General features: G+C 71.9%; 14 protein-coding genes. 9 read left to right on the top strand and 5 right to left on the bottom strand.

The annotated features are described in order from the left end of the window. The first annotated feature begins 17 nt into the window (after window positions 1-17). The 6 genes from mnmA to gatA all read left to right on the top strand — a co-directional run bounded on the left by mnmA (window position 18) and on the right by gatA (window position 8431). The gene (gene mnmA / locus BC793_RS08535; protein WP_109591005.1) at window positions 18-1106 is read left to right on the top strand and encodes a tRNA 2-thiouridine(34) synthase MnmA; all 1089 of its coding nucleotides are present in this window, start codon (window positions 18-20) and stop codon (window positions 1104-1106) included. Next, on the top strand, window positions 1099-2094 hold the full coding sequence (locus BC793_RS08530) for a methionine synthase (RefSeq protein WP_109591003.1): 996 nt from the start codon (window positions 1099-1101) through the stop codon (window positions 2092-2094). Before mnmA ends, BC793_RS08530 begins: the two co-directional genes overlap by 8 nt. A gap of 68 nt (window positions 2095-2162) precedes the next feature. Then, on the top strand, window positions 2163-4490 hold the full coding sequence (gene ligA, locus BC793_RS08525) for an NAD-dependent DNA ligase LigA (protein ID WP_109591001.1): 2328 nt from the start codon (window positions 2163-2165) through the stop codon (window positions 4488-4490). Window positions 4491-4615: 125 nt separating this feature from the next. Next, a complete protein-coding gene (locus tag BC793_RS08520; protein WP_109590999.1) occupies window positions 4616-6649 on the top strand; it encodes a putative bifunctional diguanylate cyclase/phosphodiesterase in 2034 nt (677 codons plus the stop codon). Between the two features lie 16 nt (window positions 6650-6665). Further along, a complete protein-coding gene (gene gatC / locus BC793_RS08515; RefSeq protein ID WP_109590997.1) occupies window positions 6666-6965 on the top strand; it encodes an Asp-tRNA(Asn)/Glu-tRNA(Gln) amidotransferase subunit GatC in 300 nt (99 codons plus the stop codon). 2 nt (window positions 6966-6967) lie between these two features. Next, window positions 6968-8431, top strand: a complete 1464-nt coding sequence (gatA, locus tag BC793_RS08510; RefSeq protein WP_109590995.1) for an Asp-tRNA(Asn)/Glu-tRNA(Gln) amidotransferase subunit GatA — start codon at window positions 6968-6970, stop codon at window positions 8429-8431. A gap of 38 nt (window positions 8432-8469) precedes the next feature. Here the strand turns inward: gatA and BC793_RS08505 are convergent, their stop codons facing one another. Continuing rightward, window positions 8470-9912: a M1 family metallopeptidase gene (locus BC793_RS08505; protein ID WP_109590993.1), complete on the bottom strand. Its 1443-nt coding sequence runs from the start codon at window positions 9910-9912 to the stop codon at window positions 8470-8472. A 95-nt stretch (window positions 9913-10007) separates the two neighbouring features. Here BC793_RS08505 and gatB point away from each other — a divergent pair, with 95 nt between their 5' ends. After that, window positions 10008-11507, top strand: coding sequence for an Asp-tRNA(Asn)/Glu-tRNA(Gln) amidotransferase subunit GatB (gene gatB / locus BC793_RS08500; protein WP_109590991.1), 1500 nt, complete (start codon window positions 10008-10010; stop codon window positions 11505-11507). 205 nt (window positions 11508-11712) lie between these two features. On the opposite strand, the gene BC793_RS08495 is transcribed toward gatB, so the two are convergent. After that, entirely contained in the window at window positions 11713-12945 is a 1233-nt protein-coding gene (locus BC793_RS08495) for a hypothetical protein (protein WP_146246206.1), read from the bottom strand. A gap of 135 nt (window positions 12946-13080) precedes the next feature. On the opposite strand from BC793_RS08495, the gene BC793_RS08490 reads away from it, so the two are divergent. Beyond that, on the top strand, window positions 13081-14247 hold the full coding sequence (locus tag BC793_RS08490) for a PPC domain-containing protein (protein ID WP_146246205.1): 1167 nt from the start codon (window positions 13081-13083) through the stop codon (window positions 14245-14247). A 311-nt stretch (window positions 14248-14558) separates the two neighbouring features. Here the strand turns inward: BC793_RS08490 and BC793_RS08485 are convergent, their stop codons facing one another. The 3 genes from BC793_RS08485 to BC793_RS08475 are packed head-to-tail and all read right to left on the bottom strand — an operon-like array spanning window position 14559 to window position 17925. Further along, window positions 14559-16187 (bottom strand): metallophosphoesterase family protein, encoded by a 1629-nt coding sequence (locus BC793_RS08485; protein ID WP_239169712.1) that lies wholly within the window; start codon window positions 16185-16187, stop codon window positions 14559-14561. A 48-nt stretch (window positions 16188-16235) separates the two neighbouring features. Continuing rightward, window positions 16236-17420, bottom strand: coding sequence for a PQQ-dependent sugar dehydrogenase (locus BC793_RS08480; RefSeq protein ID WP_109590985.1), 1185 nt, complete (start codon window positions 17418-17420; stop codon window positions 16236-16238). A 37-nt stretch (window positions 17421-17457) separates the two neighbouring features. Next, window positions 17458-17925 carry a PH domain-containing protein gene (locus BC793_RS08475; protein WP_239169711.1) on the bottom strand — a complete coding sequence of 156 codons (468 nt, stop codon included), beginning with the start codon at window positions 17923-17925 and terminating at the stop codon, window positions 17458-17460. A 183-nt stretch (window positions 17926-18108) separates the two neighbouring features. On the opposite strand from BC793_RS08475, the gene BC793_RS08470 reads away from it, so the two are divergent. After that, window positions 18109-20580, top strand: a complete 2472-nt coding sequence (locus BC793_RS08470) for a putative bifunctional diguanylate cyclase/phosphodiesterase (protein WP_109590983.1) — start codon at window positions 18109-18111, stop codon at window positions 20578-20580. The last annotated feature ends 3 nt before the right edge of the window (window positions 20581-20583 follow it).

Genomic DNA, 20583 nt, shown 5'->3' with positions numbered 1-20583 from the left:
CGGATAGGCTGGGGTTCATGCGAGTTCTTGCGGCCATGTCGGGTGGTGTCGACTCCGCGGTCGCCGCCGCGCGCGCCCGGGATGCCGGCCATGACGTCACCGGGGTGCACCTGGCGCTGGCCCGTAATCCACAGACGTTCCGGACCGGGGCGCGCGGCTGCTGCACCCTGGAGGACTCGCGCGACGCGCGCCGGGCGGCCGACGTGATCGGCATCCCGTTCTACGTCTGGGACATGGCGGAGGAGTTCCACGACAGCGTGGTCGACGACTTCGTCAACGAGTATGCGGCGGGCCGCACACCGAACCCGTGCCTGCGCTGCAACGAGAAGATCAAGTTCACCGCCGTGCTGGACCGGGCGGTCGCGCTCGGCTTCGACGCGGTGGTCACCGGCCACCACGCCCGCCTGGGCGCCGACGGGCTGCTGCGCCGCAGCGTCGACCTGCCCAAGGACCAGTCGTACGTGCTGGCCGTGCTGACCCGCGCGCAGCTGGACCGGGCGATCTTCCCCCTCGGTGACTCGACGAAGGAACAGGTCCGGGCCGAGGCGGCCGAGCGGGGCCTGGCCGTCGCCGACAAGCCCGACTCGCACGACATCTGCTTCATCTCCGACGGTGACACCCGCGGGTTCCTGGAGAGCCGGCTCGGGTCGGCGCCCGGCGACATCGTCGACGGGCGGACCGGGGAGAGACTCGGCACGCACAACGGTGCCTACGGGTTCACCATCGGCCAGCGCAAGGGCCTCGACCTGCGGGTCCCGGCCGCCGACGGCCGTCCGCGCTACGTGCTCTCGATCACGCCCGTCTCCAACACGGTGACCGTGGGGCCGCGCGAGGACCTCGCCGTGGACGTGGTGACGGCCGACCGCCCGATCTGGCACGCGGCATCGGACACCACGGACTGTGAGGTCCAGCTCCGGGCGCACGGCGAGGTCGTCGGCGCGTCGGTGTCGGTGACCGGGGAGACGCTGGTGGCGACCCTGAAATCGCCCGCGCGGGGGGTCGCCGCCGGTCAGGCGATCGTGGCCTACCGGCCCGACCCCGGCGGCGACATCGTGCTCGGCTCGGCGACGATCACGGCCGGCGCGCGGGCCGAGTCACATGCCTGACTTCCCGTGGGGGCCGGGCGCCGCGACCGGCATCGGGTCGCTGCCGGGTATCGACATCGCCGAGGCCCAGCGCATCGTCCTGGGTGAGCTGCCCGGCCTGCCGCACCTGCCCGAGCTGCCGGATCGCGGCCCGGGAGCGGACATGATCGGGCGGACCGCCGGATTCCTGGTCGAGCTGCCGGTCGAGATCTACGCCGGGCGGTGGCAGATCAGCTCGAGGCCCGGAAAAGATCTGCGCCAAACCGCTGACCTGCTGGAACGTGACCTGGACCAGCTGACCGAGCAGGCCGACGGATACACCGGGCCGCTCAAGATCCAAGCGGCCGGGCCGTGGACCCTCGCCGCCGGTCTGGATCTGCCGATCGGCGGCCGGATGCTGCGGGACCCGGGCGCCGTCCGGGATCTGACCGACTCACTCGCCGAGGGACTCCGCCGGCACGTGGCCGACGTGCGCAAGCGGGTGCCCGGCGCCACGATCCTGCTCCAGCTGGACGAGCCGTCCCTGCCGACCGTGATGGCCGGGCGGGTGCCGACCGAGAGCGGGCTCAGCGCGTACCGGGAGGTGGACGGCCCGGACGCGGCGACCCGCCTGCGGACCGTGGTCGACGCCGCCGGCGCTCCGGTGATCGTGCACTGCTGCGCGCCGCAGATCCCGCTCCAGGTGATCCGCGACGCCGGTGCCGTGGCGGTGGCCCTCGACCTGTCGCTGATCAAGGACCTGGACCCGCTGGGCGAGGCGATCGAGGCCGGCCTGGGGATCTTCGCGGGCGCGGCGCCGACCCGCCCGCCCGGTGGGCGGCCCCCGGAGTCGAAGCAGATCGCCGAGCGGGTGAGCACCCTGTGGCGGCGTCTCGGCTTCCCGCCGGCGCGGCTGCCCGAGCAGGTCGTGATCACTCCGGCGTGCGGGCTGGCGGGCGCGCCGGTGGGGTATGTTCGCGCGTTGCTCAAGGCGTGTACGGAGGCCGGCCGCCGGATCGCCGAGGTCTGAGGGCGGAAAGTGTCAGGGGGTGGGACTACCGTGCCACCTAGGTATTCCTGACACGGAGGTTCGGTTCAGTGGCTACACCCGAGGCGGATCCGGCTCTGCGGGCGGCGTCCCGGCATGCCGAGCTGGCCGACGAGATCCGCGAGCACCAGCACCGCTATTACCAGCTCGACGCCCCGACGGTGTCGGACGCCGAGTTCGACCTGCTGCTGCGCGAGCTGGAGGCGCTGGAGGCGGAGTTCCCCGAGCTGCGCACCCCCGAGTCGCCCACCCAGAGCGTCGGCGGCACGGTCTCCGGTGACTTCCCCAAGGTCGAGCACGCCGAGCGGATGATGTCGCTGGACAACGTGTTCAGCCTCGACGAGCTGACGGCATGGGCCGAGCGCGCGGAGCGCGACGCCGGCGGGCCGGTGCGCTTCCTCTGCGAGCTCAAGATCGACGGCCTGGCAATCAACCTGACGTATGAGAAGGGCGTGCTCGTCCGTGCCGCCACCCGGGGCACCGGGCGCGTCGGTGACGACGTGACGCCCAACGTGCGCACCATCGCCGACATCCCGGAGCGGCTGACCGGCGACGACCTGCCCGATCTGGTCGAGGTGCGCGGCGAGATCTACTTCCCGGCGGAGGCGTTCGCGGCACTCAACGCGATGCTGGTCGAGCAGGGCAGACCGACGTACATGAACCCGCGCAACGCGGCGTCGGGCAGCCTGCGGCAGAAGGACCCACGGGTCACCGCCGCGCGCGGGCTGGGCATGGTGGTGCACGGTCTCGGCGCGCGTGAGGGCTTCAGCCCGGCCTCGCAGTCGGCGGCCTACGAGGCGATGAGGGCGTGGGGGCTGCCGGTCAGCTCGCGGTGGAAGCTGGTCGACGACCTGGCCGGGGTGCGCGAGTTCATCGAGTTCTACGGCAAGCACCGGCACGACGTCGAGCACGACATCGACGGCGTGGTGGTCAAGATCGACGACGTGGCGATCCAGGGGCGGCTGGGTTCGACGAGCCGAGCCCCACGCTGGGCGATCGCGTACAAATACCCGCCGGAGGAGGTCACCACCCGGCTTCTCGACATCGCGGTCAACGTGGGCCGCACCGGCCGGGTCACCCCGTATGCCGTGGTGGAGCCGGTCGTGGTGGCCGGGTCGGAGGTCGAGTTCGCCACCCTGCACAACGCGCAGGAGGTGGTCCGCAAGGGCGTGCTGATCGGCGACACCGTGGTGCTGCGCAAGGCCGGCGACGTGATCCCGGAGATCCTCGGGCCGGTTCTGGAGCTGCGCCCGGCGGACGCGCGGGCGTTCGTGATGCCCACCGAGTGCCCCGACTGCGGCACCCCGCTGGCCCCGGCGAAAGAGGGCGACATCGACATCCGCTGCCCGAATTCGCGGTATTGCCTGGGCCAGCGCCGCGAGCGGCTGACGTATGTCGGTCATCGCAACGTCCTCGACATCGACGTGCTGGGGGAGAAGTCGGCGCGGGCGCTGATCGACTCGGGTGTGCTGTTCGACGAGGGTGACCTGTTCAACCTCACCGAGGAGGATCTGCTGCGGGCCCCGTTCTTCGTGAAGAAGGACGGCACGCTCGGCGCCAACGCCACCAAGATGCTGGCCAGCCTGGCCGAGGCGAAGACGCGGCCGCTCGCCCGTATCCTGCGCGGACTGTCGATCCGCCACGTCGGACCGGATGCGGCCGGCGCGCTGGCGCTGGAGTTCGGCTCGATGGCGGCGATCGAGGAGCTCATCGAGCAGACGTCGGCCGCATTCCCGCCGGCCGGAGCCGATGCCGCGCGGGCGGATGCCGCCTTGGCGGATGCCCAGACGGATGCCCCGCTGGCGAACGCTGCGTCCGCGGACGCTGCTCCGGCGGATGCTGCCCACATGGACGCTGCCTCGGTGGACGAGAATGAGGCAGACGCGGGCGAGGCGGACGCGGGCGAGGTGGAGGCGGCCGCTACGGCGACCCGGCGGAGGGCCGCCAAGGCCGTCGACCCGCTCGCCGCGGTGGACGGTGTCGGGCCGACCATCGCGGAGAGCCTGCGTGAGTGGTTCGCCGTCGACTGGCACCGCGAGATCATCCAGAAGTGGCGGGCGGCCGGTGTGGTGATGGCCGACGAGCGGGTCGAGACCGGCCCGCGCACGCTGGACGGGCTGACCGTGGTGGTGACCGGCACGCTCGCCGGTTACACCCGGGACAGGGCGGCCGAGGAGATCACGTCCCGGGGCGGCAAGGTGAGCGGCTCGGTGTCGAAGAAGACCGGTTTCGTGGTGGTCGGGGAGAACCCCGGCAGCAAGTACGACAAGGCGGTCGCTCTCAAGGTGCCGGTGCTCGACGAGGCCGGGTTCGCCGTGCTGCTCGCCGAGGGCCCGGAGGCGGCCCGCGCCGTCGCCGAGACCACCCCGGAAGGGTGAATCGTGACGGATCCCACGTTCAGGACATTAGGGGTGTCTAACTACGTATAGGTGCTTTAAGGCAAAAACCGCCATATGGATCTATGGTGTATGCGATTGGTGATCGAGGCCATCGTGGAGGTCGCATGGATGCCGCTCGCCCACGGACGGACGGCCGGCGGCACCGGCGGACGGTGATCGTCTCCACGGCCTCGGCCGGCGTCGTGGCCCTGACCCTGCTGCTGCTCGGGCCGGCCGACGCCCTGCCACCGGCCTTCTGGGCGATGGCACTGCTCGCCGTCCTCGTCGACGCCCGGCCCTACGTGGTTCCCGGGCGCCGGGCCAGCGCGGTGATCCTGCCCTCCATCTGCTTCACCTTCGCGGTGGCGCTGGCCTGGGGTGCGGCTCCGGCGATCGCGGTGCAACTGGTCGCGGTGGCGGTGGCCGGGGCGCGGATGCGGCACTCGCTGCGGCGTACCGTGCATCTGGGTCTGCAGCATGTGGCCGCGCTCAGCGCGGCGGCGGCGGTGGCCGGCCTGGGCCGGCTGCGCATCGACCCGAGCCCCGACTGGTGGGACGCCATGCTCATCTGTGTGGCCGCGGCCGCCTGGATCACCGCCCGGCACGCGGTCGCCGGCCTGGTTCGCGCCCTCACCTCGGACGGCCACGCCCCGGCCCGGCGCCGCCGCGGTCACGCCGATCTCCTGGCCTCCGCCGCGCTGTTGCTGCTCGGCCCGGTGGTCCTGGTCGCCGCCCTGGTCAGCCCGGCCCTGCTGCCCCTCGCCCTGGTGGCCCTGCACGCCGTGCACCGGATGGTCCGCTGGGCCGGCGAGTCGGAGCGGGCCGCGCGGTTCGACCCGCTGACCGGCCTGCCCAACCGGCGCGCCCTGCAGATCGCGATCGCCGAGCGCCCCGCCGACCGGCGCCGGGCGCTGCTACTGCTCGACCTGGACCGGTTCCGCGCGGTGAACGACGCGCTCGGGCACGGGGCCGGCGACCGGCTGCTGAGCCGGGTCGCCGACCGCCTCACCGCGGTGGTCCCGGCCCACGACCTGGTGGTGCGGCTCGGTGGGGACGAGTTCGCGGTGCTCGCCACCCGGGTCGAGGACCCGGCGTCGGCCCGGCGGATCGCCCAGCACCTGACCGAGGCGCTGAGCCGCCCGTTCCCGCTGGACGGCACCCCGGTCGAGTTGAGCGCGTCGATCGGCATAGCCCTGCAGGCGGGCCGTCGCGACGGCGGCACCCTGCTGCGGGAGGCCGAGTCGGCGATGTACGAGGCGAAACAGCGCGGTGATCAGGTCGCGGTGCACGGGCCGGAGGCCGCCAAGCACACGCCCGACCGGTTGAGTCTGGTCGCCGACCTGCGGACCGCGCTGCGCCGGGAGCCGCCGGACGACGGAATAGTCCTCTACTACCAGCCGCAGATCGCGATCGCGACCGGCGCGGTCGTCGGGGTGGAGGCGCTGCTGCGCTGGCGGCACCCGCGGCGCGGCACGATCGGGCCGGAGGAACTGCTGCGGGCGGCCGAGCCGACCCCGGTGATGCGCCTGCTCACCGCCCGGGTGCTGGAGGAGGTGGTGGCGCAGTTGGCGGCGTGGCGCGACGCCGGCGCACCGCTGCGGGCGGCGGTCAACGTGAGCGCCCGTGACCTGCACGCCGGTGACATCGCCGACCGGGTCGGGGCACTCCTCGACCGGTACGCGGTGCCCGCCGACCTGCTCCAGCTGGAGATCACCGAGAGCGCGCTGATGGCGGATCCGCACCGCGTGCTGGAGACCACCACCCGGCTGTCCCGGATGGGGGTGGCGATCTCGCTGGACGACTTCGGCACCGGGTACTCGTCATTGCAGCACCTGCGGAGACTGCCGCTGTCCGAGGTCAAGATCGACCGCTCGTTCGTGCTCGGTATGGCCGGTGACGCCGGGGACGCGGCGATCGTACGATCGGTGGTCGGTCTGGCCGAGGCCCTCGGCCTCCGTGCCGTCGCGGAAGGTGTGGAGGACGAGGTGACCTGGCGTCTTCTGGCCGCCGCCGGCTGTCACACCGCGCAGGGCTGGTTCCACGCCAGGCCGATGCCGGCCGCGGATCTCCGGGAGTGGCTGGGGCGGTACCGCCCGGTCCGACCCGGGAATCGCGGCGAAATAGACTCTGTGGGCACATCGCAAACGTCAAGTAACTGATCAGCAAGGGGGCAGGATGGCCGCCATCTCCCGCGAAGAGGTAGCGCACCTGGCGCGCCTGTCGCGGCTCGCCGTGACCGAGGAGGAGCTGGACCGGTTCGCGGGCCAGCTCGACGTGATCCTCCAGTCGGTCGCCCGGGTCGGTGAGGTGGCCGCGGAGGACATTCCGCCGACCTCGCACTCGGTCCCGTTGACCAACGTGTATCGCGATGACGTCCCCACGCCGAGCCTGGCGCAGGACGCGGCGCTGTCCGGTGCGCCGGACGCCTACGAGGGCCGCTTCCGCGTGCCGCGGATCCTGGACGAGGAGGTCTGACCGTGAGTGACCTGACCAGGCTTTCCGCCGCTGAGCTCGCTTCCCTCATGGGGAAGAGGGAGGTCTCCGCCGTCGAGGTGGCGACCGCCCACCTCGACCGGATCGACGCCGTGGACGAGCGCGTCCACGCGTTCCTGCACGTGGACCGGGCCGGTGCGCTCGAGGCCGCGGCCGCGGTCGACCGGGGCGAGATCACCGGGCCGCTGGCCGGTGTGCCGATCGCCGTCAAGGACGTGATGGCCACCAAGGGCATCCCGACCACGGCCGCCTCCAAGATCCTCGAGGGCTGGAAGCCGCCATACGACGCGACGATCGTCGAGCGGCTCAAGGCGGCCGGCATGCCGATCCTCGGCAAGACCAACATGGACGAGTTCGCGATGGGCTCCTCCACGGAGTACAGCGCGTACGGTCCGAGCAAAAACCCGTGGGACCTGGGCCGGATCCCGGGCGGCTCGGGTGGCGGCTCGGCGGCGGCGCTCGCGGCCTACGAGGCGCCGCTCGCGATCGGCACCGACACCGGCGGCTCGATCCGCCAGCCGGGCGCGGTCACCGGCACGGTCGGTGCCAAGCCGACCTATGGCGGGACCTCGCGCTACGGCCTCATCGCGTTCTCCTCCTCGCTGGACACCCCGGGCCCCTGCGGCCGGACCGTCGAGGACACCGCCCTGCTGCACGCGGTGATCGCCGGCCACGACCCGCGCGACTCGACCTCGATCCCGCAGTCGGTGCCGGACGTGGTGGCCGCCGCCCGCCGGGGCGCGACCGGCGATCTGACCGGGGTGAAGCTGGGCCTGGTCAAGGAGTTCGCCGGTGACGGCTCCGAGCCCGGTGTGACCGCCGCGTTCCGGGAGTCCCTGGAGGCACTGGTCAAGCTGGGTGCCGAGGTCGTCGAGGTGTCCTGCCCCCACTTCCAGTACGCGTTGCCCGCCTACTACCTGATCGCCCCGAGCGAGTGCTCGTCCAACCTCGCCCGCTTCGACGGCGTGCGGTATGGCCTGCGCAGTGGTGACGACGGCAGCCGGTCGCTGGAGGAGGTCATGTCGCTGACCCGGGACGAGGGCTTCGGCCCCGAGGTCAAGCGGCGGATCATCCTCGGCACCTACGCGCTGTCGAGTGGCTACTACGACGCCTACTACGGCCAGGCACAGAAGGTCCGGACCCTGATCACCCGGGACTTCCAGGCCGCGTTCGAGCAGGTGGACGTGCTGGTCTCGCCGACCACCCCGTTCGTGGCGTTCCCGTTCGGGTCGCGGACCAGCGACCCGTACCAGATGTATCTCGCCGACCTGTTCACCATCCCGACGAACCTGTACGGCGGTCCGGCGATCTCGGTCCCCTGCGGTCTTTCCGAGGGCCTGCCGGTCGGCTTCCAGATCATGGCCCCGACGCTGGCCGACGACCGGATGTACCGGGTCGCCGCCGCGCTGGAGTCGGCGGTCGGCACCTTCACGCCGCCGGCGCTCTGAGCGGATGAAGAGGGGGCCCGGGCCCCCTCTTCATCCGCTCAGGCGGGTGTCGTCGGCGAGTCCAGCCAGGCGTCGATCAGCTTGGTGAAGTCCTTACCGGTCTGCTCGTTCACGAAGGCGGTGAACGAGGCCCGGTCCTGGTTGGTGTTGCGGTTCTTCTCCACCCACGCCGCGGCCAGCGCGAAGAACTTCTCGTCACCGAGCGCGTCGTTCAGCTCTTTCAGCATGGCCGCCGGGCAGACGTAGACGTTGCTCTCGGCGAAGGTGCCGGCGGTCGGCTTCCCCGGCGGGCCCACCCGCTTGCGGAGCCTGGCGTCCGCCTCCCGCAGATACTTCTCCAGGTAGGCGTCGTCGAACCCGTACAGCTCCTGCTCGTACAGGTTCTGCACGTAGGTGGCGAAGCCCTCGTTGAGCCACAGGTCGGTCCACGTCTTCGGGGTGACCGCGTTGCCGAACCACTGGTGGGCGTACTCGTGGACCAACACCGCCTCGAACTCCCTGAGGTCGCTCTCCGTGAACGCCGCCCGGCCCATGCTGAGCATCTGCTGCGTCTCCATGGCGGAGATGGAGCCGTTCATCAGGGCGCCGGCCGAGGGGTACGGGTACGGCCCGAACCGCTTCTCCAGCCACTCGATCAGCTTCGGTGTCTTCTTCAGCGTGCTCAGGTAGCGGTCGTCACTCTTCGGCACCACGAAGTGGGTGATCTTCAGCCCGTGCGGCCCGGTCTGTTCGATCCTCTTGTACCGGTCCACGGCGAGCGTCGTCACGTACGCCGCCACCGGGTCCACGCTGCGGTAGCGGTAGGTGCTCCCCTCGATCGGGCCGGGTGTGCCGCTCGCGGCCGCCGCCCAGCCCTGCGGGACGGTCACCGCCAGGTCGTAGAGCGCCTCGTCGGACGGGTGCTCGTTGACCGGATACCAGGTCAGCGCTCCCCACGGCTCCTGCATGGTCCAGAGGACGCCGTCCTTCGACGACCGCATGCCGATGCCCTCGGAGGCGTCGCCGCGGTGGGACGGCATCTCCACCTGCTTCGGGGTGCCGTGGTAGGCGACGGTCAGCGTCACCGGCCGGTCCGCGGTGACCGCGCCGGGCACGACCAGTTTCCCCTTCTCGACCGTGCCGGTGGCCGCCTTCCCGTCGACGGTCACCCTGTCGACGGCGAGGCCGGTGAAGTCCAGCTTGAGCTCGCCCGCGTCGGCGACCGGGCGGATCCGCAGGGTGGCCGTACCGGTGAGGACCTTGGTGTCCGGCTTCCAGTCCAGCTCCAGCCCGTAGTGCAGAACGTCCAGGCCGGCGTTGCCCTTCTCCGGGTAGAGCTGATCGGCCACCGGAGTGGACCGGCCGGCCGCCCAGGCGCTGTAGTCGATCTTCGTCTCGCCGGTGGTGGAAGCCGCCGGCGCGGGCTTGTCTTTGTCGGCCGCGGTGCAGCCGGTGATGAGAAGAGTCGCGGCGAGGGCGGCGACGGTCGAGGTGCGGCGCATGCGGTAGATCTTCCTGGGCGGTTGCAGAGTCCGTCAGACCGGGCGACTAGGCTTGGGGCTCGTCCCGATGTCCTCAAAGCCGGAGCCGCACGCACATGACGACCATCGCGCTGCCGTCCTACGAAGACGCCACCAGCCGTTACGAGACGGTGATCGGCCTGGAGACGCACGTCGAGCTGGGCACGCAGACCAAGATGTTCTGCGGCTGCAAGACCGAATTCGGCGCCGAGCCGAACACCCAGGTCTGCCCGGTGTGCCTGGCGCTGCCCGGCGCGCTGCCCGCGATGAACGGCGCGGCCATCGAGGCCACCATCCGGATCGGCCTGGCGCTGAACTGCTCGATCGCCGAGTGGTGCCGGATGGCGCGGAAGAACTACTTCTACCCCGACATGCCGAAGAACTTCCAGACCTCGCAGTACGACGAGCCCCTCTGCGTCGACGGCTACGTGGACGTCGTCGTCGACGGCAAGGAGTACCGGATCGGCATCGAGCGGGTGCACATCGAGGAGGACACCGGCAAGACCCTGCACGTCGGCGGGGCCACCGGCCGGATCCACGGCGCCACCGAGTCGCTCGTCGACTACAACCGGGCCGGCATCCCGCTCGTCGAGATCGTCACCAAACCGGTCCCCGGCCTCGGCGCGCTGGCCCCCGAGATCGCCAAGGCCTACGTCGCCGAGCTGCGTGACATCATCCGCTCCCTCGGCGTCTCCGACGTCCGCATGGAGCAGGGCTCGCTGCGCTGCGACGTCAACACCTCGCTGAACCTGCCGGGCGAGGAATGGGGTACGCGTACCGAGACGAAGAACGTCAACTCGCTGCGTTCGGTCGAGCGCGCGGTCCGTTCCGAGGTGATCCGGCAGGCCGGCCTCCTGGACGTCGGCACCCGGATCTTCCAGGAGACCCGCCACTTCCAGGAGACCACCGGCGACACCCGGCCGGGCCGCTCCAAGGAGACCGCGACCGACTACCGCTACTTCCCCGAGCCCGACCTGGTGCCGATCGCGCCCGACCCGGCGTGGGTCGCCCAGCTCAAGGCCGGGCTGCCGGAGCGGCCCAGTGCCAAGCGGGCCCGTCTCCGCGAGGACTGGGGTATCTCCGAGCTCGACATGCAGTCGGTGGCGAACGCCGGGGCCGTCGACCTGATCGAGGAGACCATCGCCGCGGGCGCATCCCCGGCCGGTGCCCGCAAGTGGTGGATGGGTGAGCTGGCCCGCCGTGCCAACGAGCAGGACATCGAGCTGTCCGCCGTCGGCGCCACCCCCGCCCAGGTCGCTGAGCTGCAGAAACTCGTCGACGAGGGCAAGCTCAACGACAAACTCGCCCGGACCGTCCTGGAGGGCGTCGTCGCCGGCGAGGGCGACCCGGCCGAGGTGATGGCCGCCCGCGGGCTCGGGGTGGTCAACGACACCGGCGCGCTCACCGCCGCCGTCGACGAGGCGATCGCCGCCAACCCCGACATCGCCGCCAAGATCCGGGACGGCAAGGTCGCCGCGGCCGGCGCCCTGGTGGGCGCGGTCATGAAGACCACGCGGGGTCAGGCGGACGCCAAGACCGTCCGCGAGCTCATCCTCGCCCGGCTCGGCGCTTCCTGAAACCTTCAGCTGTACGGTCGACGCCCGGCCCCGTGAACACGGGACCGGGCGTCGTTCCCATTCAGGGCAGGCGAGCGATCAGCGCGTTCGGGCCGCCGGGTCCCGTGTCCACGAGGCCGGGTGTCGTCCCTGTTCAGGGCAGGCGGGCGGTCTGCGCGTTCGGGTCGCCGGGTCCCGTGTCCGCGAGGCCGGGTGTCGTCCCTGTTCAGGGCATGCGGGCGGTCAGCGCGTTCGGGTCGCCGATCGGGTAGAGGGCCCACCGTCCCCCGGTCTCGGCACGGTCCAGGAAACTCAGCAGGGTTCGCGGCCCGACCGGCTGATGGCGCAGCGCACCGGTCACGGCGCTCTCCAGCAGACCGTGATATTCGGCTGCCTCGGGCGGCCGGTGTCCGTTCGTCTCCCGCCGGACCGGCGGCTCGGTGAAGACGGTGATCGCCGCACCCGGGGCCAGGCTCGCCCGCACCGCGTCCAGATCCGCCAGGCTCGCCCGCACCGCGTCCAGATCCGCCAGGCTCTCCCGCACCGCGTCCTGATCCGTCAGGCTCTCCCGCACCGCGTCCTGATCCGTCAGGCTCTCCCGCACCGCGTCCTGATTCCGGCCGGCGGGGATCAGCACCCAGCGGTGCAGGCCCGGACCGCTGGTCTCCAGCAGGGCCAGCTCCGTGTCGGCGGCCGCCTGCCGGACCCGGTGCCAGAAGTCGTCGTCCGCCACCGGCAGGTCCCCATCCGCGGGGGTCAGCGGTGTGACCGGAGGCGTCGGGACCGCCGCGTACGGCGGGGGTGTCGCCGGATATGGCGCGGTCGCCGTGTAGGGCGGGAGAGCCGTGTACGGGGGTGCCGCCGTGTACGGCGGCGTGGTTGCCGCGTACGGCGAGGGTGGCATGAAGGCCGGCGGGAAGTAGGCACCCAGCGACAGGTGAACCCGGCGCCGGATCTGCCAGATCGCGATCATGAGACCGGCAAGACCGACGAGACGCAGGACGCCCGAGAAGACGACGATCTGAAGCAGGCCGACCATGCCGTCCACACTGTCGTAGGTCCCCGGCTCCATCAGCCCGCCCGCGCAGCAGTAGGCCATGAAGGTGGCTACGCCCCACGTCACGACACCCGGATGTCTGGTCAGGCTGACCGGATCGAGGTCGTAGCGACGCAGCAGGGCACGGGTGCGGTACCGCCACACGAAGAACCCGACGATGGAGGCGAACGTCAGGATCAGGCCGAGAGCATCGATCCCGTAGGCGCGGTCCGGGTTCTCATAGAGCCAGGTCAGGACGGGCGACATGTCCGCGTCGCTACCCAGGTAGTCCTGAACGGCAAGGCCGAGGGCCACCGACAGGACGACGAGGACACCTGACCCGGCGGTGACCAGCAGAAGGGCGCCGGTACCCACCTCCCAGGCCAGTGGTGGGCGGATGGAGCCGGGCGGACTGTCACTCATGGATACCCCCGTGTGAGAAGCGCCGCGTCACGATAGTTGATCTTCGATCCGACCGGCATCCGCCTTTTCGCCGGGCCGGGGGACTTCGTCCCGTTCCATCGGAATTCGCGGCATCAAGTGGCATAACCTGCCCCGGTGGCAGTGCACCCCGCGGCGACCCGCCGCCCCCGGCGATTGCTCACCGTCGCGCTGACGGCCGCCCTCGCCGGCGGCGTCCCGGCCCCGGCCGCAGCCCTCGCCGGCGGCGACCCGACCGCAGCCGTCGCCGGCGGTGCCCCGACCGCGGCCGCAGCCCCTGGCAGCGGCGCCCCGACCCCGGCCGCAGCCGCTTCCGGTCGGCCGGGCCCAGGTGGTCCGCAGCTCACCGTCGGTGGGCCGGCCGTTCTGCTCGACCTGAAAGGGCCCGCCACCGTGGGCTTCCAGGCCACCGCGGGCCAGCGACTCACCGTGCTCGCCCAGCGCCGGACCCTCACCGCCACCGACAACACCGACCTGACGATCGTCCGGAACGGCACCACCGTGGCCGACGGGGCGCTGATCGTCACGTGGGCCAGTGTCAGCGTCGACTTCACCGCACCGGCCGCCGGGGCGTACACGGTGCGGATCAGTCCCCGGGCCGCCAAGGACCGCGGAACGCTCCTGGTCAGCCTCGCCGGAGCGTCCGCCGGCACGCTGGCACTCCGCGGTCCGGCACAGCAGGTCACCATCACCAGGCCGGGCGAGCGCGCGTTCCTGACGTTCGCGGCGACCGCCGGCCAGCGGCTCACCGTGGTGGCCCGGCGCGGCACCCTCGCCAAGGACGAATACACCTACCTGGACATCCGGGGCCCGTCCGGCGAAGTGAACACGTCCGGTGCGGTCGGCTACGAATCCGAGTACCGCACGCTGGACTTCGACGTCACCCGAACCGGCCGGCACACCGTCGAGGTGAACCCCGACACCGATCGCACCGGCACCCTCACGGTCCAGCTGACCGGATCCATCAGCGCCACCCTGACGCCGGGCAGGCCGGCCCGGATCGCCTTCACCCAGCCCGGCGAGCGCGCCTTCGTCACGTTCCGGGCCGCCGAGGCCGAGCAGTTCCGCCTGACCGCCCGTCCCGGCACCCTGACCACCACCTCGGAAACCGTCCTGAAGGTACGCACCCCGGCCGGCCTGGACGTCGTCGACGCCACCCTGACCACGTCGAAACCCGTCGCCACGCTGGGCTTCAGTTCCTCGGCCGGCACCTACACGATCGAGATCGACCCCGAGGGTCTGGACACCGGCACCCTGCTCCTGGACCTCCACCGCCTGCCCTGACCCATGCCGGCCGTTCCGGGCGCATCAGGCAAGGCACCAGCTGGCCCGGCTGGTCCTGACCGCTGTCTCAGAGGTGTTGAGGCAGCGGTGGGCGCCAGCCGGTCGGGTCGGGCTGGTCCTGACCGCTGTCTCAGGGGCGTTGAGGCAGCGGTGGGCGCCAGCCGGTCCGGTCGGGCTGGTTCTGGCCGCTGTCTCGGGGGTGTTGAGGCAGCGGTGGGCGCCAGCCGGTCGGGTGCGGCTGGTAGCTGGGCGACGGGGCGGGAGCGGTGAGGCCGGCGGTGGTGCCGGCCGCGGAAATGGGGCCGAGCGCGTCAGCTGGTGGAGGGCACCGGTGTCGGGGTGGGCTGCTCCTCGAGACCGATCACGTTGCGCTGCATCTCCACGTTGGACTGGCCGGTGCCACCCAACTGGATGTCGTCATAGGCCTTGAGCTCGCGGTTCTCGTCGAAGTAAAGGACCGACAGGCTCAGCGGGGTCGGATCGTCGTTCTCCAGGCCGCGCAGGCCGGCGCCCCCGGTGGAGCCCTCGACCATCAGGCGGGTCGGGACGACCGGCTGGATCGCCGCGAGTGCGGACGGCGACGGCGCCGGGGAGGCCGACACCGACGGGTCGGGTGTGGGCGGCGCAGGGGCCGGGAGCATGGTGACCGAGCGGCTGTGCTGGTGACCGGCGAGGACCAGCGGGACCAGCCCGGACAGGGGCTGTGCCATCGCCGGGTCGTGCACGAGGGCGATGTCGACCTGCTTGCCGGATCCCCGGATGGTCTGGGCGAGGTTCTCCCCGGCCGTGGTCAGTAGTTCGGGGGCGGCGTCGTCGCCGGCCTCGTTCGTCTCGCTCTTGTCGGGAGTGAACTGGGGGTCGCCGATGCCGGCGATGGTCAGCCCGTCGACCTCGGCGAGGCCGTTGTCGAGGACGATCGCGTTGCTCTGGGCGGCGACGGCGGCCTGGATGGCGGTCGAGTCGTGGTTGCCGCGGACGTAGATGTACGGCACCTGGATCGACGGGATCGACGACACATATCCGGTCTCGGCGCTGCTGCCCCAGTCGACGATGTCGCCGGTGTCGATCACCGCGTCGATCTCGAAGGTCTCCACGACGGTCCGGATCAGGCCCCACGACGCCGGGTTCAGATGCAGGTCGGAGACGTGCAGCAGGCGGGTGGTGTTGCCGGCCGGCTCGTAGACGGGCAGCGCCGAGATGGTCGAGTAGACCCGGCTGACGTTGCCGAGGATCGTCTGCAACTGCTCCGCATACCGCCCGTAGTTGTCGGCGATCCGCCGGGCGTCACCGACCACCGCGGGCGCGTTGATCAGCAGACCCTCGTAGCGCGGCTCGCTGATCGAGTCGGGGCGCAGGGTGCCGGCGGCCAGGCCCAGGCTGCCGCCGGTGACGACCAGCGCGGTCGCACCGGCCGCCGCGGTCCGGCGCACGTCGCGGAAGGTCAGCGCGGCCAGTAGCAGAGCGCCGAGCACGCCCAGGCCCATGGTGCGCAGCCCGAGCCGGGACACTCCGGCGACCACCTCGTCGACGGCCCGGTCACCGGCCGAGCTGATCGCCGACGGGTTGTCGATCAGCGCCTCGGTGCGGCTCTGGTCCAGCGAGCCCAGGTCGACCCGCAGATGGACCGGGCCCCGGTGGCTGTCCAGGTGGAGTGACCCGAGCGGCGGGATGTTGATCTCGGTGCCGCCGGTGACCGACGGTTCCACGGACATCTCGGCACTGAACGGCCCCACGTTGATGTCGGCGCGGGCGAACAGCATCACCCCGATGAGGGCGCCGGCTACCCCGGTGAGCCCGACGGCCGTGGCCACCCGCACACGGCGGGCCCACCGGTGCCGGAACACCCGGCCGGTCAGACCGGCCGTCCGCCCGGCGGCCCGGCCGGTCAGCTCGGTCGCCGACCGCCACCGCTGCCGCCACGAGGGCCGTTCTCGCATCATCGGGGCCTCATCTGCCCTGCCGGGCTCGGGACGAAACAGTCATGGCCGTCAACTCCGGCCGGCGCCGCCGTCGGAGAAGACCAGCCGGAGGATGCGATCGTCCTCGGGATTGGGGCGTCCCGCGTCCTCCTGGTTGGAGGTGCCGACCCAGAACGAGCCGTCCGGCGCGGTGACCACGGTCCGCAGCCGTCCGAACTCGTCGGTCAGCAGCTCCTGCGGGCTGCCCAGCACCGTCCCGGTGCCGGTGACGTCGAGCAGCTGCAACCGCTGACCGAGCAGGCAGGCGGTGGCGACCAGCGACTCCAGGACGGCCACCCCGGCGCACGACGACGTCTGGGTGGGCCAGGAGGTCAGCGGGTTGGTGAACTTGGCGTCGGTGCTCTCGCCGTCGGCTTTCGGCCAGCCGTAGTTCTTACCCTTCACCACCACGTTGAGTTCGGCGGTGCGGGGCTGGCCGCGATCCGTGGCATACAGCCTCTTCGCCGCGTCCCACGCCAGGCCCTGGACGTTGCGGTGCCCGGACGTCCACACCGGTGAGGTCTTGACCGGGTTGCCGGGTGCGGGCTTGCCGGCCGTGGTGATCCGCAGGATCTTGCCGCCGAGGCTCTTGGCGTTCTGCGCCTGGCCGCCCTCCGGGGTGCCGTCGCCGGTGCCGGCGTAGAGGAAGCCGTCCGGGCCGAAGGCCAGGGCGCCGCCGTTGTGCTCGGGTGACCGCGGGATGCCGGTGAGGACGGGCTCCAGCCGGCCGTCGCCGGCCAGCCTGCCGATCCGGTTGTCCTGATCGGTGGAGTAGTAGACGAACAGGGTCTTGTCGGTCGCGTAGCCGGGGGAGACGGCGATGCCGAGCAGGCCGCCGTCGCCGGAGGCGCGGACCTCGTTGAGCCGTCGCAGCTCGGTGACCTTGAGACCGCCGGCCGTGGACTCGGGACCGATCTTCAGGATGCGGGCGGTGTCGCGCTCGGTGACCACCGCACCGCCGTCGGGCAGGAAGGCGATCCCCCACGGGACCTCGAGGTTCTTGGCCAGCACGGTGATCGCCACCTCGCGGGAGGTGTCGTCACCGCCGGCCGTCGGCGCGGCCGACGGGCGGGGCAGATTGGGCGGGGAACCGGCCTGATCCGGGCCGGGTGGCCCGAAGCTGCACCCCGCGGTCAGCGCCAGCAGGGCCGTGGAACTCGCGGCCAGCGCACGGCTCCGGCGGAATCGCACGACCCAACCACCCCCTCCGGTCATGCCGACCAGGGTAGCCGCGCCGTCTGACAGAACCGGCTCATTGATCGGTGGTGTCCGGCCGGCCGGCCGCGACCAGGTGGTCGGACGCCTCCAGCACCGTGGGCAGATTCTCCCGGGTCACCCCGGTGAGTCGGATGATGTTGCCGTTGTCGAGCAGTGCCGAGACCCGGCCGTGCCGGTCGGGCGCGAACTCGGTGATCCGGGCGAAGGGCACCCGGGTGCCGCCGAAGAGGGCGCGGACCCGCAGCTCCTCGGGGTAGACGTCGGTGCCCGCCCGCCACGACCACACCAGGGCGGCGATCGGGAGCAGGAACAGGGGGCTCAGGGCCCAGGAGGAGCCGGCGAGCGGGGCCGTGCCGACCAGCGCGATCAATGCGGCGACGAGCACGGCGCCGGACTTGCGGACGCGGAGGACGGGACGACTGCGCTCGCCTCTCGTCCTCCGCAACGCGGCGACCAGCACGGCGCCGGCCCTGCGGATGCGGAGGAGGATACGACTTCTCACGTCTCCCATCCTCCCACCCGCGGTGATCGGCGATCGTGCCGGTCTCGGCGGGCCCGGCGGGGAGTTGACCGTCATCGCTGGATGACCGACGATCCGTTCGTGGGATGACGACACGCCGTGCCGTAACCCGATCCGGGGACCGTCGTTGACCCGGTGCAGTTCCCTGAAGCAGAGGACTCGTCGATGATCGCCGTTCTGCTCGCGGGGGCGATCGGCACCGCCGGTCTGTGTGCGGGCGCCGTCCTCATCCGCGCTGCTCTCGCCCTGCACCGTGCCGAACGCGCGTTCGTCTCCTGCCGGGGCGCCGGCCTGGTCGGCATGGGCGCCCTGTGCACCGGGCTCACCGGGCTGGTCCTGTGGTGGGCGCCGGAGCACCCGTCCGCCTGGATCACCGCCGGGCTCACCGTCGCCGCGGTCTGTTTCGTGGCGGGCACGTCGCTGCTGCCCGGCGCGGCGAGCAACTGGGTGGTCCGGCTGCGGAGGGCGTACGACGGGGTCGGGCTCGGTGTCAGCCTGGGTTTCGCGATCTACCTGGTGCCGGCGGCGTCGAGCCGGCCCGGTGCGGTGCCGGCCCTGCTGATCGCGGCCGCCGGCATCGCGATCGTCACGGTGATCGTGCTGCGCGCCCGGCCGCGGCCGAGGGCGGCCGCCTGGTGCGGGGCCGGCACCTCGCTGGTGATGTTGTCCCTCGGCGTGCTGGGGTTCGGCGTGACCGGCCCGGCGCAGCTGCTCGCCGGGCTGGGCGTGGTGGCCGGGCTGGGTGCCTCGGCGTGGGGCGGCTCGCGTCGTGACCTGCCGCCACCGCCGCTGGAACCCCGTAATCCGGATCAGTATCTGGCCAGCTATCCGCTTCTGGCGGTACCGGCGGCGGTCGGTGTGATCGCCGCGATCTGGCATCTGCTGACCGTCGAGGAGTTCGGCACCGAGGCGATCATCTTCGGTCTCGTGATGGTGAGCGTGCTGGTCGTCCGGGAGCTGCTGGTGGTCCGGGACATCCGCCGGTACGCCGGCCGCCTCCGGGTCACCGAGGCACATTTCCGGTCGCTGGTGACCGGCGCCACCGACCTCACCCTGGTACTCGACGAACACCTGACCGTGCGCTGGCAGTCACCGGCGGCCGCCCGGCTGTTCGGGCTGCGCGATCCGGAGGTGATCGGCCGGGAGTTCCGCTCGCTGATCCACCCCGACGACGTGGGGGACGCCCTCGCGGTCATCGGGTCGGTGCTCGACGGCGAACCGGAGGGCGGTCCGCCGGTGCTGGTCAGTGCCCGGCTGCGCGACGGTGCCGAGATGTGGCGCGACACCGAGTCGACCATCTCCGACCTGCGCCGGGTCCCGGAGGTGGCGGCGCTCGTCGTCCACGTACGCGATGTGGGTGAACGCCGTCATCTGGAACGTGCCCTGCACCGCCTCTCCTACCTGGACCAGCTGACCGGCCTGGCGAACCGTCAGGCCCTGATGCGGGACCTGCTCGCCCTGCGCCGCCGGCCGGGCCGTCCCGGCACCCTGCTGGTGATCGACCTGCACGGGCTCGCCGAGATCAACGACCTCCGGAGCCGGGAGGTCGGGGACGCCGTGCTGATCGAGGTGGCCCGGCGGCTGCGTGCCCTGACCGGCGCGGAGGACGTCGCGGCCCGGCTCGGGGGCGACGAGTTCGCGGTGCTCACCCCGGATTCGTCGATCCCGGCGTACGCCCTGGCCACCCGCATCGTCACGAATCTGGCCGAGCCGTACCCGCTGCCCGGCGCGACGGTGGACCTGCACACCAGTGTGGGCCTGGCCGAGTTGTCCGGCGGCGCCGACTCCGACGAGGTGCTGCGGCACGCGGATCTGGCCCGGCAGCGCGCCTGCCAGCTCGGCCGGGACCGCGTCGAATGGTACGACCCGGACCTCGAACTCCTGCTGCACCGCCGGATGGAGCTGGAGCACCAGCTGCTCGGCGCGGCCGCCCGCGGTGAGCTGGACCTGGTCTTCCAGCCGGTGTCCGGGCTGACCGACGGCCGCCCCGCCGGGGTGGAGGCGCTGCTGCGCTGGCGGCATCCGGATCTGGGCCCGATCCCGCCGAAGGAACTGCTGCCGATCGCCGCGGCGCTGGGGATCACCGCCGAACTGGACGAATGGGTACTCGAGGAGGCGTGCCGGCGCCTGGCCGGCTGGTCGGCGGGCGAGGAGTTCTGGCTGTCGGTGAACATCGGGCCGCGGGAGCTGCTGACCGCCCGGTTCCCGGAGTATGTCGGGTCGACCCTGCGGCGCTACGGCCTGGCACCGGAACGCCTGGTCGTCGAGGTGGCCGAGACGTGGATCGACGAGGATGTGCCGGCCATCGTCGCCGCCCTCGCCGGCCTGCGGAAACTCGGTGTACGGGCGGCGCTGGACGACTTCGGCTCGGGGCAGACGTCGCTGTCGCACCTGCGGCGGCTGCCGGTCGACATGCTGAAACTGAGCCCGGCGCTGATGTCCGACCGGTCGGTGGTCGACGTGGTGGTCAGTCTCGGTCGCCGGCTGGGCCTGGACATCGTGGCCAAGGGGCTGGAATCGGCCGACGACATCGCCCGTGCCACCGAGGCGGGCTGCCGCTACGGCCAGGGTTTCGCGCTGGGCCATCCGGGGCCGGCGGAACGGGTCGAGGCATACCTGGACAGCCACCGGACCTAGCCG

This window comes from Actinoplanes xinjiangensis (assembly GCF_003148685.1).
GTDB lineage: Bacteria > Actinomycetota > Actinomycetes > Mycobacteriales > Micromonosporaceae > Actinoplanes > Actinoplanes xinjiangensis.
This window is presented reverse-complemented; position numbering and strand designations above follow the sequence as displayed.

Coding starts and splice junctions, on each gene's coding strand:
- mnmA (WP_109591005.1), top strand. CDS start 18: ATGCGAGTTCTTGCGGCCATGTCGGGTGGTGTCGACTCCGCGGTCGCC.
- BC793_RS08530 (WP_109591003.1), top strand. CDS start 1,099: ATGCCTGACTTCCCGTGGGGGCCGGGCGCCGCGACCGGCATCGGGTCG.
- BC793_RS08520 (WP_109590999.1), top strand. CDS start 4,616: ATGGATGCCGCTCGCCCACGGACGGACGGCCGGCGGCACCGGCGGACG.
- gatC (WP_109590997.1), top strand. CDS start 6,666: ATGGCCGCCATCTCCCGCGAAGAGGTAGCGCACCTGGCGCGCCTGTCG.
- BC793_RS08505 (WP_109590993.1), bottom strand. CDS start 9,912: ATGCGCCGCACCTCGACCGTCGCCGCCCTCGCCGCGACTCTTCTCATC.
- gatB (WP_109590991.1), top strand. CDS start 10,008: ATGACGACCATCGCGCTGCCGTCCTACGAAGACGCCACCAGCCGTTAC.
- BC793_RS08495 (WP_146246206.1), bottom strand. CDS start 12,945: ATGAGTGACAGTCCGCCCGGCTCCATCCGCCCACCACTGGCCTGGGAG.
- BC793_RS08485 (WP_239169712.1), bottom strand. CDS start 16,187: ATGATGCGAGAACGGCCCTCGTGGCGGCAGCGGTGGCGGTCGGCGACC.
- BC793_RS08480 (WP_109590985.1), bottom strand. CDS start 17,420: ATGACCGGAGGGGGTGGTTGGGTCGTGCGATTCCGCCGGAGCCGTGCG.
- BC793_RS08470 (WP_109590983.1), top strand. CDS start 18,109: ATGATCGCCGTTCTGCTCGCGGGGGCGATCGGCACCGCCGGTCTGTGT.